The organism is Pseudomonas sp. LB3P25 (genome assembly GCF_054897985.1).
In genome coordinates this window covers 3142413-3159484 of record NZ_CM142711.1, presented here as the reverse complement: position 1 = coordinate 3159484, position 17072 = coordinate 3142413, and the positions used below count along the sequence as shown (strand labels likewise).

The 17072-nt window shown below is 60.1% G+C and carries 12 protein-coding genes; 5 read left to right on the top strand and 7 right to left on the bottom strand.

Translation table 11 applies throughout. The features are described from left to right. The first annotated feature begins 241 nt into the window (after positions 1 to 241). Complete coding sequence (gene acnB, locus ACYZTW_RS14330; RefSeq protein ID WP_123364375.1) at positions 242 to 2851, top strand: bifunctional aconitate hydratase 2/2-methylisocitrate dehydratase; 2610 nt, start codon at positions 242 to 244, stop codon at positions 2849 to 2851. Positions 2852 to 3053: 202 nt separating this feature from the next. Here the strand turns inward: acnB and ACYZTW_RS14325 are convergent, their stop codons facing one another. Both ACYZTW_RS14325 and ACYZTW_RS14320 read right to left on the bottom strand, forming a co-directional pair. Next, on the bottom strand, positions 3054 to 4715 hold the full coding sequence (locus ACYZTW_RS14325) for a SulP family inorganic anion transporter (protein ID WP_462005422.1): 1662 nt from the start codon (positions 4713 to 4715) through the stop codon (positions 3054 to 3056). 237 nt (positions 4716 to 4952) lie between these two features. Then, complete coding sequence (locus ACYZTW_RS14320; RefSeq protein WP_462005421.1) at positions 4953 to 6233, bottom strand: serine/threonine transporter; 1281 nt, start codon at positions 6231 to 6233, stop codon at positions 4953 to 4955. A gap of 270 nt (positions 6234 to 6503) precedes the next feature. Between ACYZTW_RS14320 and ACYZTW_RS14315 the strand changes: the two genes are divergently transcribed. The 3 genes from ACYZTW_RS14315 to ACYZTW_RS14305 all read left to right on the top strand — a co-directional run bounded on the left by ACYZTW_RS14315 (position 6504) and on the right by ACYZTW_RS14305 (position 8746). After that, on the top strand, positions 6504 to 6887 hold the full coding sequence (locus tag ACYZTW_RS14315) for a tautomerase family protein (RefSeq protein ID WP_008149859.1): 384 nt from the start codon (positions 6504 to 6506) through the stop codon (positions 6885 to 6887). A 31-nt stretch (positions 6888 to 6918) separates the two neighbouring features. Continuing rightward, a complete protein-coding gene (locus tag ACYZTW_RS14310; RefSeq protein ID WP_462005420.1) occupies positions 6919 to 7536 on the top strand; it encodes a TetR/AcrR family transcriptional regulator in 618 nt (205 codons plus the stop codon). 241 nt (positions 7537 to 7777) lie between these two features. Further along, positions 7778 to 8746, top strand: a complete 969-nt coding sequence (locus ACYZTW_RS14305) for a 2-hydroxyacid dehydrogenase (protein WP_462005419.1) — start codon at positions 7778 to 7780, stop codon at positions 8744 to 8746. On the opposite strand, the gene tssA is transcribed toward ACYZTW_RS14305, so the two are convergent. From tssA to ACYZTW_RS14280, 5 genes are read right to left on the bottom strand one after another with little or no spacing between them, the layout of a single operon-like run. Further along, positions 8747 to 9835: a type VI secretion system protein TssA gene (gene tssA, locus ACYZTW_RS14300; RefSeq protein WP_462005418.1), complete on the bottom strand. Its 1089-nt coding sequence runs from the start codon at positions 9833 to 9835 to the stop codon at positions 8747 to 8749. Then, positions 9832 to 13650: a type VI secretion system protein gene (locus tag ACYZTW_RS14295; protein WP_462005417.1), complete on the bottom strand. Its 3819-nt coding sequence runs from the start codon at positions 13648 to 13650 to the stop codon at positions 9832 to 9834. The genes tssA and ACYZTW_RS14295 overlap by 4 nt, the downstream gene beginning before the upstream one ends. After that, a complete protein-coding gene (locus ACYZTW_RS14290; protein ID WP_462005416.1) occupies positions 13647 to 14414 on the bottom strand; it encodes a DotU family type IV/VI secretion system protein in 768 nt (255 codons plus the stop codon). Before ACYZTW_RS14290 ends, ACYZTW_RS14295 begins: the two co-directional genes overlap by 4 nt. Positions 14415 to 14432: 18 nt before the next feature. After that, a complete protein-coding gene (gene tssK, locus ACYZTW_RS14285; RefSeq protein WP_462005415.1) occupies positions 14433 to 15764 on the bottom strand; it encodes a type VI secretion system baseplate subunit TssK in 1332 nt (443 codons plus the stop codon). A 56-nt stretch (positions 15765 to 15820) separates the two neighbouring features. After that, positions 15821 to 16270 carry a type VI secretion protein gene (locus tag ACYZTW_RS14280; protein ID WP_462005414.1) on the bottom strand — a complete coding sequence of 150 codons (450 nt, stop codon included), beginning with the start codon at positions 16268 to 16270 and terminating at the stop codon, positions 15821 to 15823. 225 nt (positions 16271 to 16495) lie between these two features. Here ACYZTW_RS14280 and tssB point away from each other — a divergent pair, with 225 nt between their 5' ends. After that, the gene (gene tssB, locus ACYZTW_RS14275; RefSeq protein ID WP_008149836.1) at positions 16496 to 17044 is read left to right on the top strand and encodes a type VI secretion system contractile sheath small subunit; all 549 of its coding nucleotides are present in this window, start codon (positions 16496 to 16498) and stop codon (positions 17042 to 17044) included. Positions 17045 to 17072 lie beyond the last annotated feature (28 nt).

Sequence of the window (17072 nt, the reverse complement as noted above, 5' to 3'; positions counted from 1 at the left end):
CACGAGCACAGTCGTTCCTTCAGAGCGGTGTTGGCGAAGGGTTTTTCCAGCGGGGAAAAGCCTGACGCCAACCCTCATCAGCTCCCCGTTCTGCAGGCGTAAAACTTTGAAAGCAGCTTCTGTAAGGAATTGTCGGTAATTCTGGCTAAGTGGCCCACAACGCCACGCAGCGCATGAGTACGGCAATTTCGGGATGAGCGTCCCGGACACCCATTTGGGACCACTGATGAGGGTAATAACTGTGCTTGAAGCCTACCGCAAACATATCGAAGAGCGTGCAGCACTGGGTATCGTTCCCCAGCCGCTTAACGCCGAACAAACTGCAGGCCTGGTCGAGCTGCTGAAGAATCCCCCGGCTGGCGAAGAAGCTTTCCTCGTTGACCTGATCACCAATCGCATTCCGCCAGGTGTGGACGAAGCGGCCTATGTCAAGGCCGGCTTCCTCTCTGCCCTCGCCAAAGGCGAAGCAAAATCCCCTCTGATCGACAAGAAACGCGCTGTTGAACTGCTCGGCACCATGCAGGGCGGCTACAACATCGTGACTCTGGTTAACCTGCTGGACGACGCCGAACTGGCGCCAGTAGCCGCCAAAGAACTCAAGCACACCCTGCTGATGTTCGACGCCTTCCACGACGTCGCTGAAAAAGCCAAGAACGGTAACGTTCACGCCAAAGGCGTGCTTCAATCCTGGGCTGACGGCGAGTGGTTCAAGAACCGCCCGGTGCTGGCCGACAAGATCAGCCTGCGCGTGTTCAAGGTCACCGGCGAAACCAACACCGACGACCTGTCCCCTGCTCCTGATGCCTGGTCCCGCCCGGACATCCCGCTGCACGCCCTCGCCATGCTGAAAATGGCCCGTGAAGGCATCGTGCCTGACGCCCAGGGCGTCACCGGTCCGATGAAGCAGATCGAAGAAATGCGCAACGCCGGCTTCCCGATCGCCTACGTTGGCGACGTGGTCGGTACCGGTTCGTCGCGTAAATCGGCGACCAACTCGGTACTGTGGTTCTTCGGCGACGACGTTCCTTACGTGCCGAACAAGCGTGCCGGTGGTTTCTGCTTCGGCAGCAAAATCGCTCCGATCTTCTACAACACCATGGAAGATGCTGGCGCACTGCCGATCGAATTCGACGTGACCAACATGAACATGGGCGACGTGATCGACCTGTATCCGCATGCTGGCAAAGTCTGCAAACACGGCACTGACGAAGTCCTGACCACCTTCGAAATGAAGACCCCGGTGCTGTTGGACGAAGTTCGTGCTGGCGGCCGTATCCCGCTGATCATCGGTCGCGGCCTGACCGACAAGGCCCGTGCTGAATTGGGCCTGGGCCCTACCGATCTGTTCAAACTGCCTGAAGCACCTGTCGACACCGGCAAGGGTTTCACCCTGGCACAGAAAATGGTCGGCAAGGCTTGCGGCCTGCCAGAAGGCAAAGGTGTTCGTCCAGGTACTTACTGCGAACCGAAAATGACCACCGTCGGTTCTCAGGACACCACCGGTCCTATGACCCGTGACGAACTGAAAGACCTGGCGTGCCTGGGCTTCTCGACCGATCTGGTGATGCAGTCCTTCTGCCACACCGCGGCTTACCCTAAGCCGATCGACGTGACCACCCACCACACCCTGCCAGACTTCATCATGACCCGCGGCGGCGTTTCCCTGCGTCCGGGCGACGGCATCATCCACAGCTGGCTGAACCGCATGCTGCTGCCGGACACCGTCGGTACCGGTGGTGACTCGCACACCCGTTTCCCGATGGGCATTTCGTTCCCGGCCGGTTCCGGTCTGGTTGCGTTCGCTGCGGCCACCGGCGTTATGCCGCTGGACATGCCGGAATCGATCCTGGTGCGCTTCAAAGGCAAAATGCAACCGGGCGTCACCCTGCGTGACCTGGTTCACGCCATTCCTTACTTCGCGATTCAGGCTGGCCTGCTGACTGTCGAGAAGAAAGGCAAGAAGAACGCCTTCTCCGGCCGCATTCTGGAAATCGAAGGCCTGGACAACCTGAGCATCGAGCAAGCTTTCGAGCTGTCCGACGCTTCGGCCGAACGTTCGGCTGCCGGTTGCACCATCAAGCTGTCGAAAGAGTCGATCACCGAGTACCTGAGCTCCAACGTCACCCTGCTGCGCTGGATGATCGGCGAAGGCTACGGCGATGCGCGTACCCTGGAACGTCGTGCTCAAGCGATGGAAGCCTGGATCGCCAACCCTGAGTTGATGGTTGCCGATGCTGACGCCGAATACGCTGAAATCATCGAAATCGACCTGGCCGACATCAAAGAGCCTGTGCTCTGCGCGCCAAACGATCCGGACGACGCCCGTCTGCTGTCCAGCGTTGCTGGCGAGAAGATCGACGAAGTGTTCATCGGTTCGTGCATGACCAACATCGGTCACTTCCGCGCTGCCGGCAAGTTGCTGGAACAGGTCAAAGGTCAGCTTCCAACCCGTCTGTGGCTGTCGCCGCCGACCAAAATGGACGCTCACCAGCTGACCGAAGAAGGCTACTACGGCATCTACGGCAAGGCCGGCGCGCGCATGGAAATGCCAGGCTGCTCGCTGTGCATGGGTAACCAGGCACGTGTAGAGCCGAACTCGACTGTTGTGTCGACTTCGACCCGTAACTTCCCGAACCGTCTGGGTGATGGCGCGAACGTCTACCTGGCTTCGGCCGAGCTGGCGTCTGTGGCTTCCATCCTGGGTCGCCTGCCGACCGTCGAGGAGTACATGGAATACGCTGGCAAGATCGACAGCATGGCGGCCGATGTTTACCGCTACCTGTCCTTCGACCAGATCGCCGAGTTCCGTGAAGCTGCTGCGAACGCCAACATCCCGGTCGTTCAAGCCTAACGTTACACAGCAATAAAAAAACGCCGCCCATCGTGAGATGAGCGGCGTTTTTTTTATGCCTGCAAGAGTTGCACTAACCCTTGTGGGAGCGAGCCGGCTCCGGGCGGCGTTCCGACGAAAACGGTCTGACGGCCACATCTATGCTGACTGACACACCGCCTTCGTCGGAACGCCGCCCGGAGCCGGCTCGCTCCCACAAGGGTTATGCGGTCGGCTTAAGGGCTTGTTGTACGGCACCGTCAACACTCAAACCGCTGAGTATCACCTGCTCCAACTCCTGCGTCGGCAACTTCGACAGCACCGCGTTAGCCTCGTGTTTGAGCCGCGCCAGGATCAGCAACTTGTCCTCGGCCCGCACCTGCAAAAAGAACGCCTCCAACGCTTCGATACTCGTGCCATCCAGATCGGGAGTCTCCTCCAGACTGAGAATAATCGTATGAACCGGCGGTAACGCGTGGCGGGCCAGATGCAATGCACCGCCGAGAATGCGCTCCACGTTTGCAAAAAACAGCGCCTCGCTCGGCCTGACAATCAGCACACCGGGGATCTCGCGGGCCTGAGGGTGGCGTTGCAGATCGACAAAATCATGACCGCTGCCTATCTGCCCCAGCACTTGAATATCTGCCGAAGACATTTGCTTGAGCATCAGCACCACACTGATCACAACCGCCACCAACAAACCGTCCAGCACACCCAGCACCAGCACCGCCGCCACGGCACAGATCACCAGCAGACGGTCGCGGCGCCAGATGAAATAACGGCCCAAGGGCTGCAGGCTCAAGCCGCGCGCCAATGCATGAATGACGATGGCCGCCAGCACCGGTTCGGGGGTCAGGGCAATCCAGGGCAACACCGTCAAGACGATGAGCAACACCACCCCCGCCGCTACCGCGCCCGCCAGACGCGATCCAGCACCCGCCGCCTCGTTGGCCGATGTTGCAGAGTAACCGGCGCCCGCCGGCATGCCATGGAACAGGCCCGACAGCAGATTGGCCGCACCAAGTGCCAGCAGATCGCGGTTCGAGGACACACGGTCGCCGTGCTTGAGCGCAAACGAGGTGATCGATCCGTAAGACTCGGCATACAGAATCATCACCATGGCAAACGCCAATTCACCCAGGCGCAGCCAGTCGGCAAACGGCAGCACGGGAAGACGAGGCACTTCCAGGCTCAGATCGATCACGCTGATCAGTTTCACCCCATAGGCCGGCAAGTTCAGCCATTGGCCGGCCGCGATGCCGAGCGCCACCACCAGTAAACCTCCTGGTAAACGCCTGACCCGCGTGCACAGCCACAGCACCAGCAAGGACACGGCCGCCACGAGCGCGCCGACCCGGTTCCACTGTGGTAACTGTTCAATCAGTTGCGGCAGGAAACGGATCAGGTTGCCATTGCTCAAGTGCACATCGACGATGCTCGCTACTTGCTTGAGGATGATCGTCACTGCGAGGCCGAAGGCAAAGCCTCGCAGCACCGGTTTGGCAATGAACGACGTCACGCTACCGAGCTTGAGCAACCCGGCGAGCAGGAAAAACCCACCCGTCACCAGCACCAGACCGATCGCCAGGGTCATGCGCAGGCCCGAGTCACCATTGGCCAAAGTGGCTGTGGCGGCAGCCAGCACCGCCGCCGAAGAAGACGTAGCAGAAACGATGGCAAAACGGCTGGTGCCGAACAGCCCGTAACACAGCAGACCGGCAAATAACGCAATCACGCCGGCCTGGGGCGGTAACGCGGCAATGCTTGAATAGGCGACCGCCTCGGGTAACAACAAACCGGCGATCGACAGCCCGGCCAACACATCCAGCCAACGGTTGGGTGTATCGGCACGGGGTTGCACCGATGCGCCGCGAGCCTGAGCCATGAAGCGTCTCCAGAGAAAGATAGACTGGCCGGGAAAAGTCCTCGGCAAACGCTCTATGACGCGTTTATGCAACCTCAAGCTTAATCGCTAAGTGCACGGAATGTCGGCTCTGGGTCAGGTGTTGAGCGTTTTCAACGCAATAAAAAACGCCGCCCATCGTGAGATGAGCGGCGTTTTTTTTGGGCTGCCCCCTTAACTGATCATTCCCACTCTGCGCGGGAACGATCAAAGTGCTGGTCAGGCAGTAAGGGAATAGATCAACGCCGAAATCGCCACCAGGCCCACCGCCGTGACGAAGACGTTGGAAGCCTGACCGCGATAACGCGCCATGGCCGCAACCTTGCGGATTGCGTACATCGGCATCAGGAACAGGATCGCGGCGATGATCGGGCCACCGAGGGTTTCGATCATCCCGAGAATGCTCGGGTTCAGCGTGGCAACGATCCAGCAGACCACCAGCATGAAGGCGGCAGTCATGCGATCCAGGGTCTTCGGTGCCGGGCGCTTGCCACTCTTCACGATCAGACCTTTAAGACCTTCGCTGGCGCCGATGTAGTGGCCCAGGAATGACTTGGAAATGGCCACAAACGCAATCAACGGCGCTGCGAAGGCGATGGTCGGGTTGCTGAAGTGGTTGGCCAGGTACGACAGGATCGACAGGTTCTGCGCCTTGGCTTCAGCCAATTGCGCTGGCGACAGGGTCAGCACGCAACTGAACACGAAGAACAGCACCATCACCACCATCAAGGCGTGGGCGCGGGACAGGATCTGCGAGCTGCGCTCTTCAGCGTGATCACCATAACGACGCTTCTGGTCCACTGCGAACGCCGAGATGATCGGCGAATGGTTGAACGAGAACACCATCACCGGTATCGCCAGCCACAGCGTGTGCAGCAGTGCCGACGGTTCTGGCAGCGTCGACGCGGTGGCGAGGATGCCGCCGTTCCAGTGAGGAATCAGGAACACCGCGAGGAACAGCAGCGCAACAATGAACGGATAAACCATCAGGCTCATGGCCTTGACGATCGCTTGCTCGCCGCAACGTACCACCGCCAACAGGCCGAGGATCAGCACGAACGACAGCACGGCGCGCGGTGGCGGCATGATGTGCAGTTGATGCTCGAGGAAACTGCCCACGGTGTTGGTCAGGGCCACGCTATAAATCAGCAGGATCGGGAAGATCGCGAAGAAGTACAGCAAGGTGATCAGCGCGCCAGCCTTGATCCCGAAGTGCTCTTCCACCACTTCAGTGATGTCCGCGCCTTCACGTCCGGACAACACAAAGCGGGTCAGGCCACGGTGTGCGTAAAACGTCATAGGGAACGCCAACACCGCCAGGACCAGCAACGGCCAGAAGCCGCCCAGACCCGCGTTGATCGGCAAAAACAGCGTGCCAGCCCCGATGGCCGTGCCAAACAGGCCCAGCATCCAGGTGGTGTCATGGCGATTCCAGCTCGAAAGCGTCGCTGGTGCCGCCGATACATAGCGTTCGTCGACGCTATTGGCCTGATCATTCATCCGGTGGGATCTCCGCATTCCGGTCAGTTGCTACCCGGTCAGGACGAGTCGGAAAAATCCGACAGGCAGCGCCCTGGCCGAAACAGGGGCGCGATTGTCCGGGATTAATGAGCAGAAGCAAAGACTTAGCTGAGGAGTGGTGGTGCGGATCAGATCCTCTGGCACCCTTTATTAAATAGATGTTTTAAAAAATCTATTTAATAAAGGATTGCCATCATGTAATTTCGATCCTGACTGCTGACCGGCAGCCCTTACCTGCGGAGCCCTCTCATGCCACTCGTTCGCGTCGACATCAAAAAGCATCAAGACCCGACTTACGCCAAACGTGTCGGGCAATTGATCTACGCCGCCATGCACAGCGCCATTGGCGTGCCGGAGAACGATAATTTCCAGATTCTTGCCGAGCACGACGAACAGCATTTCATCTTTGACCCCGGCTATCTGGGCATCAATCGCACCGACAATCTGGTGGTGATTCAGATCACCCTGAGTGAAGGCCGCACCATCGAGCAGAAAAAACTCCTCTACAAAACCATCGCCGAGAGCCTTAACGCGGAACTGGCAGTGCGGCTGGAAGATGTGTTCATCAATCTGGTGGAGGTCAAGAAAGAGAACTGGTCGTTTGGCAATGGCATAGCCCAATACGCCAGCTGATTTTTACCTTTTATATACCTGTGAGCCGCCAATGCCCCGAGTCTCCCGCAAACAAGCCGAACTCAACCGCGAGATCATCGTCGAGGCCGCCACGCGTCTGTTTCGCGAACGCGGCCTGCACGGGATCAGTGTCGTCGATGTGATGGGCGCGGCCGGCCTCACCCATGGCGGCTTCTATGGTCACTTCGAATCCAAGGAAGCACTCGCGAAAGAGGCGTGCACCCGGGCGTTCACCCAATCCATGGAACGCTGGAAGCAGAAAATAGAGGCTAACGACGACAGCCTCTCGGCCCGCGAGAGTATCATCGCGCCCTACCTGTCCGCGGCCAATCGCGACAATCCGGGTGAAAGCTGCCCGGTGACCGCGTTTGCCGGCGACATGTGTCATGAAACCGCAGAAAGCGGTTTGCACCAGACCTACACCCAAGGGCTGGAGGCATTGCTGCAGATGCTGGCACCGCTGATGGGCGCGGATCAGCCCGAAACCAATCGGCAAAAAGCGTTGGTGGATTATTCGCTGATGGTCGGTGCCCTGACCCTGGCCCGCGCCACCCGTGGTGACGCCTTGTCCGATGAAATTCTTGACGCAGCCCGGACGTTTCTCACCTCGGACACGGTCGTTGAAAAGGCCGCGACGACGACTGGCTGAGATAAACACAGCGCAGCGAACCCAAGGCCCCGCCAGCAATGGACGGGGCCTTGTTGTTTCTCCCGAACGGTGCATTCGCAAAAGTGTTGAACACTGTGGAGATGGAAGAGCTATGGAACGCTCCTACACTGAGGTCGCAGGCCACAAGCCTGCTATCTTTGGTAATTGCCAGACCGTTGCGCAATCAGCAATCTGAAGCGACGTTCGAGCCCCGACTTTCCGATGCCCACAGGAGCCCAGCATGCCCGCAACCGTTCTGGTACTGGTTGAAACCATCAATGATTACCTGCCGATTCTCGAACATCAGGGTTTTCACCTGATTCTGGCTCCTACACCAGCCGAGCGCGCCGACGCCATCAAACGGCATGGCGCCCAGATCGATGCGGTGCTGACCCGTGGCCCATTGGGCTTGTATGCCGACGAAATCGTCGCCCTGCCCACTCTCAAGATCATCTGCGTGATCGGCGCCGGCTATGAACACGTCGACCTGCAAGCCGCCGCCAACCGGGGCATTACGGTCACCAATGGCGCCGGCGTCAATGCCTCTTCAGTCGCCGACCATGCCATGGCGATGCTGCTGTCTCTGGTGCGTGACATTCCCCGTTGCGACGCCGCCGTGCGCCGGGGTGAGTGGCCGAAAATCATGCGCCCTTCCCTTGCGGGCAAGCACCTGGGCATCCTGGGGCTCGGTGCGGTCGGGATGGCCATCGCCAAACGCGCCGCCCACGGCTTCGACATGCCGATCAGTTATCACAACCGCCAGCATCGCAGCGATGTGCCGTACAGCTTCTGCTCGACGCCTACCGAGCTGGCACGCAAATCAGACTTTTTGATCGTCGCCACCCCCGGCGGCCTGGGCACCAAACACCTGATCAACCGACAGGTACTCGACGCCTTGGGCCCCCTGGGGTTCATCGTCAACATCGCCCGAGCCAGCGTGATCGTCACCGCCGACCTGATCAGCGCGCTTGAGCAGCGACGCATTGCCGGCGCCGCACTGGATGTGTTCGATGCCGAACCTCATGTGCCGGATGCACTCAAGGTGTTGACCAACGTGATCCTGTCACCCCATGTCGCGGGGCTGTCCCCGGAGGCAACGCAAGGGACCGTTGAACTGGTCGGGAAAAACCTGGTGGCGTTCTTTTCCGGCCAGCAGGTGTTGACGCCCATTGCCTTGCCCGCACCGATCACGGCCGTGCCAGTACGCTGATTAAAGGACGCCCAACAGCGTCCACAGGCGCCGGGATTCGGCGTCGGCCGAGATCAGTTCGCCCAACAGTTCGCTTAGAGGTTTGTTGCCCCACTCCACCCCGCGCTTGATCAAGTACGGGACAGGGCTGTGGGGTTCGGTACGCGCCAGGTACTCGGCAATCAATAGCAATTGTCGATACGCCTCGTCGCGACTCGCCGGCTCGCGAAACACCTGAGGCGTCGACGTCGCTTGCGGCACATCGACAGGTCTGGACGCCGCCACGGGTGGCGCCCCGACAGGTACCTCGGTTGACTGTCGTGGGTGCATGGCAATGAACTCCTGGACCAGCGTCAATAGCGCCTCGATCACGTCCTGCAAAGCTTTGAAGCCCGGGGCCTGAGTGCCGAGATAGGCATCGCTCCAGCCTTCCAGTCGTTGCAGATGTTGCAGGCTCATCAGCAGACAGCCCTGGCTGCGCAACCAGAATGACAGGGGCGTTGCGCGAATCTGTTCGGTGAGATTTTTCTGTTCACTGCGCGCAGATTCCACCGAGGCTTTCGCCGCCTTGCTGTCATTGACCAGCACCTGTTGCAACTGCAAACGCCGCCAGGCATCCAGACACAAGCCATCGAATTCGCTGTTACGCGGATCGAGCAACGGCACTCGGGTCAGTAGCACTTCACTGTAGCGCCGGGACAGCCATTCAAGCGGTATTACCCGCCATGACTGATCACCGTCCTCAGCCTGAGGATGAAGATGCTCGGGATAGCGTTCGCATAACCCGGCAACCAGCGCGAGACTGCCCGGCAACCCTTCCAGCCCGTCCTGATGCAACCAGGCCTCACCGAGCCAGGCGCTGAGCATCAGGTCCTTGCTGCGTTCCAGCAGCAAGGTCGTGGTCAGTTTTTCCAGTTCCGGCCATTGCGCCCGTTTGATCGACGACTGCCAGACGCCCGTCGGCAAGCTCGTGTCGTCCTCCCGGCGCAGTTCACGCGCCTGGTCGAATTCACGTTCATAGCGCAAATCCTGACCGCAAGGTGCCTCCTCGCTGATCGGCTCAAGCAACCGGACAATCAGTTCCGGTAACGGTTTTGAAGGCAGGCTCACAGTCCCTCCTCATTGTTCATCAGGTTCGCGGTCGCCCCTGTCACCATGAACGGCGAACGCGGCGCTCGGGTGGGCAGCGGCTGAATGGATAACGGCAGCTTCGAGCCCTGGGTCATCAGCGACAGGCGAACAAACATCAGGGTCTGCTCAGCAGTGGCGGTCTGCGCCGTTACCGGCAAGCGCAACGTCAGCGGAAAATCGGTGTAATCCATATTCGGCTGGCGCTGCACCGACTGGTGCGAACGGATCAAACGCAGCAACGACCACGGACCGCTGTACTCCCAACCGGCTTCAAGATCGCGCACTACCAGGCTTGGCTGCAACGGATCGTTGGCCGGGCGCTGGTAGCCGTTTCTGGCCCAACGCAAGGTCAGCCGGACGGGTTGGCCGACCATCCAGCGCAGGTTCGGCTGGGCCTCGCCGGGGTAGCTGATCTGTTGATTGCCGGCATCCAGCCCCCAGACAATCACTTGATCGGCACCGCGCTCCTCCTCTCGATCGGTGCGCCAGCGCACGTCCATTTCAACGCCGAGGATGCCGCTCTTGTCCCGCACAAATAGCGGGCTCAGCCAGGTACTGGCCTGCTTCAACCGGTTGAGAAAATCCTCAGCGGCCAGGCGCTCCGGCGTCTGACTGAGCTGCAATCCGGCCTGGGCCACGGGCAAACGCTTGTCGATCAGTTCGAGGAAATGCTGAACCCGCGCAGGGTCCGCATCGGAAGCCTGAATACCATTGGCAAACGGAAAGCGCTCGGCCAGGTATTGATTGAAATAGTTGGCCAGGTCGTTCCACGCCGCCGATGCCTGCCGCTGTTGCAGGTACTGACAGCGTTGCATGGCGCTTTGCTGTAGATCCAGGGCGCGCATGGCCAACGTCCCGCGCCCGCCGGACAGGCTGGCGGTTTGCAGGATCTGGCCGCAGGACGTGGCATCCATTTCGATGAAGTCGCGGCTCACCAACTGCTCGATCTGGGCCGGCGAACTGGCGGGGTTCTGGTCCTTATACTTGAGCAGTTCATCGTTGAGTGCGCTGAATTGTGTCACCCGCTCGTAATCCAGCGCCGAGAGATTCTGCTGCTGGGTTTTCAACCACTCCAGCGCCGAGGTGCGCCGTTCGGTGATACCCAGCATGGTATTGAATTGCTGCTTGAGACTCAGCTTCAAATCCTGCACGTCGCTGGCGCCATACAGTTGCAGACCGAGGTTTTTCGAGCCGTCCCACTGGCTGATTTCAGTGCGCTCGCTGAAGAGCGGCTGGGCGACGATTTCACCCAGGCCGTCGACCACCTGGTTCAGGGCGCGGCGGTTCAAGGCGCTTTGCAAACGCGTCGCCAGGTCGCTGCGGCGTAACTCGACAAAGGCTTTCTGCAAGGCCACCGCCTGAGGCGCCTGCACATTGAACACCCCATAGGCAGGAGACTGGTCATTGTGCTCCTTGAGGCTCAACCACATGGCCTTGGCCGCTGCACCTTCAGCGGCCTGCAGCAACGCACCGCGATAGTCCGGCGGGATGCGCGGCAGTTCTTCGGCGGCGTAACGCTTGTAACTGGAGAAATAGTTCAGCGCTCCGTTGAGGTCATCGCCATCGACGTTCTGGCCTTGCATGTCACTGGCATCAGACTGATCCGCACGCAAGGCAATGGCCACGAAGTCGCGTTTGAACAGGGCCTGCACCGCGTTGTTCAACTGGCTGACATGCTCTTGTAACGTCAGTTGCCCGCTACCTTGTTGCACCAGCAAGTTGCCTCTGGCCCCTGCCTGGGCGATCCACTGATCGCGAAAACTCTGCTGCAACTTGGACGCTTGCTGATCCAGTTGTTGCTCGACCTGCGGGCCGAGCAAGGTGCTCTGGCGCACCTTGCCCATCATCTCGCGATAGCCAGGTACCAGATCCTGGCCTTTGCCGCGACTCCACGCCGAGTTGGTCAGGCCGATCAGCGCTTGCAGATCGTCGATCAGCGCCCGCAGGTCCTCAAGCTCAGTCAGGGAATTGCCACTGCCGGCCTCCAGCCGCTCCAGGTGCAACTTGAGATAACCGGCCTGGCGTACGAAGTTGTCCGCGAGAAAATACTGGTCAAGCCAGCGTTCCATGAGCCCGGAAAAGTTTTCCTCTATCGTCGAGCGCTCCATGGCCAGGTCCAGCGGTTTGAAGTCGCCGCCATCGGTATCGAGCAACACCCGGTTGTAAAAACCGGCATGGCGCAACGTGCCGACATTGAGGTTCAGGGACAAAGCGTTGTTGCTCAACAATGCCAGGTCTTCAAGCGGAGCCTTGGGGTTGTTCAACGCCTGATTGAACCATTGATTCTGTTGCTCAAGACGTACCGCGCGCTCCACCAGATCTTTGGCCTTGGCATAGTTCTGCCATTGGGCCGGGTCTTCGCTTTCGACGTTGCCACGTCGCTCCGTATTGCGGATGGCCTTGAGTTGCACCAGTTCCGCGCTCAGCAGGCCGTGCAACGGCTGCAACAAATGGCTCTGAGCGGTCAAGCGCAGTTGATTCTCCAGTTGCATGTCCAGGGACGAGAACCAGGAGGTGGGAAACACCACGCAAGTAAAACTCCAGTGCGGGGCCTTCTCCAGAACTCGCCAGAAACCCTGGACGTTGCGCCGGGTCGACTCCAGTCGATGAGACTCATCCGTAACCGCCACGTAATTCTTCTGCGCGCCTTGCAGCAGGCGCGACAGTTCATGAGCCTCCTTGACCGAGTCCTGCCAGACCCACAGCATGCTCACGGCCCAGACCACACCGACCACCAGCGCCACCACACCGGTCAATCGCTGCCAACGCTGGCGCAGGCGCAACAGCCGGGGCACGACCTGAGCCACCCCCCGTTCGGCGACCACACGCCGTTGCCACAACTGCCGGGCAAACGCACTTTGCTGCAACCCGGTGTCGTAGGCCGAGAATCCGTTGAGAGCGTCCTGCGCAGGCTGGTTGGCGGTGAAATAAACCCCTCGAAAACGCGGCGCCTCACCTTGGGCATTGCCCTGAAAAACCGGTTCCAGCAGGGTTTGCAGGTTGCGCCTCAAGGCTTCAAGACGTTCCGGCAAACCAAATAGCTCGCCACTCAAATGGCCGGACAAGGCACCGATTTCGATGATTGACTCCGATAAGGCGCGGTTAACCTGGTCCAGCGCCTGATCACTCCATTGCGCTTGCCAGGTCGCATCGGGGCCATGGGGCGAGGACCAGCCCAACACCTGCTCGCGGGTTTCGACCGGCAGTGCTGTGATCAACTCTTGAAAACCCGGCAGCTCTTCCATGCCGGTAATGACCACGTACACCGGCAGGCTCAGGCCGAACCGTTGCAATAGATCGATGAACCGCCGGCGAGCCGCCAGGCCCAGGGTCGCGGCCTGTTCGATATTGCCCAGGTGACTGACCGGCACGGTCCAGATCACCCCGTCCAGTGGCCGTCTGCTGCGCAAGCGCAAGATCAACCCCAACAAGCGCCACCAGCCGCCCCGTTGCAGGTTGATGCCTTCATCCGGCAGAAACAGCGCCTGTGGCACCACCAATACCGCGCCTTCGGGGTCCGACCACCAGCGCCCGAACCAGGCCGGTTTGTCCGTCGGTTGCAGGTGCCACTGACTGCACAACTGTGTGCCCTGGGTTTCGTTGCCGAGCATCAGCAACCATGGAATCTGGTAACGGTCCTGAGCGCCCTGCTCCTGCTCCATGTGCCGCACCGAGGCATAAAAACTGCGGATCGCCGCTCCGCTCTGGGTGCGCAACCACCAGACCGCCACCCCGATAATGCTCAGCACCAATAGCACGGCGATGACCAGACCGATAATCTCCAGGGTGCTCATGAGTCTTGCTCCGAGGTGGCAACCGAATCAGTCATCTGCAAGACCGGTTCGAGTTCCTGGCGAATATCCCGCCAGAACAACTGGCCGAGTCCGGTCAGCAACAGGATCATGGCGAGAATCCCCAGGCCCAGGCGAAAGCCATCGGGCAACGACTGACGCACGGGCAACTGCACCGGCGGCACGGCCGAAGGTTGCGCGAGCCTGGTGCTGACATCGACATAATCCGCTTCGTGCTGCCAGGCAAAGGTGAACAGCGCCAGGCGTAATTTTTCATGTTGAGCCTGACTCTGCTCGCCCCGCAGCCGCCCCTCAAACCCTAATACCAGGCACTGCAAATAGACATTGGCGAGGTCGCGGGTGGTGGGAATCTGCTCGTCCAGCAACGTCTTGATGGCCAACGGCAGCCTCTCACCGGCCTGACGGCTGGCGTACATCCTCGACTCCAGGGGCTTTTCCTGCCAGGCGGACTGGCCCGGCCACGGGGTAAACAACAGGGTTTCATCGATCAGTGCGACAAAGGCATAGACCAGCGCCTTGACCTGTTCGGTCGCAGCATCGCCGACCCGAGCGAACGCCGTTCGCCACAGGCGCTGGGAGATTTGCGTAGACAGTTCGACCACGGCCTCCACCAGCGCCTCGTCGTCATTGTCCTTGGGTAGCTGGTTCCATTCCTCGGACCATTGCAGCCAAGCCTCGCGAAAGGCACTGCTCAGCGGTGCTTCGTGGAGGCCTCGTGTACCCGCCCCGGCATTTCCCTCAGACATATGACGCCCCTTCCTTGATCAAGCACTTTCGCTCGCCTGGGTCACAAACAACACCACTTGCCATGGGCTGCTCGCCGGTTTTGAGGCTGGCGCGGCAATCAGCAACGGCAACTGCCCGTCGAACCATTGGCCTTCGGCCGTCACCACAAACAACCGCGTATCGTCGCCGACGCTGTAGGCCACTTGCTCGTTACGGCTCATGGCCTGATGGGACAAGCCGCTCATGCGCTGGCGGCTGAGCAACGGGATGTGCGGCTGCGACGCGATGATCGCGCCGCTCAGCCATTCGCTGGCGGCTTGCTCGCCCACACCGTTGGGCATGCGCAAACCGATGACCAAGCGCTGGCTTGGCTGATCGTCGGGCAGTTGAATCGAGAAGCTCTGTTCACTGCGCGCAAACGGCAGGCTGCGATAGCCGGCGCGAATCAATTCGAGGGTTTTCTCCAGCCAGTCGAGGACCGCTTCATAGCCGCGTTGCAGCTCCAGAAAATCCAGCGGTGCAAACGGCGGCACACCGGCCAACGGGTCCAATGCAGACCAGGCGCCAGCCAGCCCGAGCAACAGGCCGTACAGGGTTTGCGGGTTGGCTTGACGGCTGCTCAACGCGCCTTCGACTTCCGGCAGCCGGGCCCAGAGTGCGGTCAACTGGCGACGAATTTCCATCGCGTCGTCCTGATTGCCGGCCTGCTGCGCCTGACGCAAACGCCCGGCGAGGAACATGCATTTCTCCCGTGCCCGGGCACACAAACCGGCCACCCGACGGCCGATGACGGACTCCGGCAACAGGCTGGGGGTGGGTGGTGTGTAAGGCAACGGGATAAAACCGCCGCCCTCCTTGCGGATTTTCAGCAGCGGCAGGCAGATGGAGTCGGCCTTGTTCAACTGCGTGCACAACCGCGGATTCGGACGCCACACGGTGATCGATTCGGGGGACTCGCCGCTGGTCAAATCCGGCAACGCATCGCCGACCACTGATTGCAGTCGGCCCTTGAGCGGCAGCAACTGCCCGGCACGCCACAACGGGCTGACCGCCAGAAAAACCGTCACCGTGGCGTCGTCGGTGGCGTTGATGGCTTCGCTGACGTCGAGCTCCAGTGTCGGCCCCACACCGGCTTGCAGATTGACCGGCAAACCGTCGGGCATTGTCGCTTGCAGATGGAGCAACCGCACCAGCCCGGCACTCAGTGCGCCGGGGTCGACTTCGACCCGACTCACGCCCCAGAACCATGGATTACACGCCTGGGCAAAATGCGCCACCAGCGCCTCGGCCCGTAGCCCTTGTAACTGAAAATGCTGGGGCAACAACTGCATGCCCTCGTGCCAGCAAACTGCGTCAGGTAACAGGCTCATACGATTCCTTTCGACGTCTAAGTGTCGCCACGCACATGGGCGTTCTTGCGATGTATTCAGTTCGGGCTGTCGCCAACCAAAGTCATCTCGCGACTGTCGAACTTGAGCCAGGCATTGCTCTGGTCATCCAGCCGCAACCGGTGTGCTCCGGGAGTGTTATAGCTGGCGAAGACCAAAAGTCCAGCCGCCCGCTTGCCCCCCAGCGGGAAGGGTTGTTTATCGATGAATTGACCGGGGACCAGCTCAAGCCCCCAGACCGTCATCAGCTGCCGGTAGTCGCGTTGATACTGCTCGCGTTCGGTAAACCACTGCCGCGCGGTGATGCCCGACAGCTGTTTGAGCAAATCCTTGTCGTTCACCGCAATAAAATCCACGGCAATCGGGGTGTCGTCGTTGGCCTTCGGAGCAACGTCGAGGGTCAGGTTGTCGAGGTCCACACGGGGGCCGAATAACGAACAGCCGGTGAGGGTCAGGAACAAGACCAAAGTAAAAAAACGTGCAAGCAAAATGAATTTTCCTTTTCTCGAGACAGTCCAAAAATGTTTTCGCTTGCTTTTTTATAGACCTGTTCTAGCTTCTTGGGTAGTTCGGCCCACACGGCGAATGAGGAAGGTTTGTCAAAGGAACGACAGGTCCATCTGCCACCCTTTCTAACCTACGGTCCAGCAAGGGAAAGCGATGAACGGGCCTCCCGATGCATTGCACCCGCTCATGCATCGGAGTCAGCCAACATGGCAGAAAGTACTCAGCACAAGCTCGACAGGGTCCGCCCGCCCAGGGTGCAAATCACTTACGACGTCGAAATCGGCAACGCCATCGAGAAAAAAGAACTGCCGTTGGTCGTCGGCATTCTCGCCGACCTTTCCGGCAAGCCCCTCGAGCCACTCGCGAAACTGAATGAACGGCGCTTCACCGAAATCGACCGCGACAACTTCAACGAAGTGCTCGCCTCGATCGCCCCCCGCGCCACCTTGCAGGTCACCAACACCCTCAGCGGCGACGACAGCAAGCTCAACATCGAGCTCAATTTCAAACACATCGACGACTTCGACCCGGTCAAGGTGGTCGAGCAAGTGACCCCGCTGCGGCGCCTGTTCGAAGCCCGCCAGCGTCTGCGCGACCTGCTGACCAAGCTCGATGGCAACGATGACCTGGACAAGCTGTTGCGCGATGTCATCGCCAATACCGAGGGCCTGCAAGAGATCAAGTCTGCGCGTCCGGAAACCGCTGCCGCTGCTCCCGCAGGCGACACCGAAGCCCCGGCAGAACCGCAAGCCTGATCACTCATTCATTTAGGGAGATGTCGCC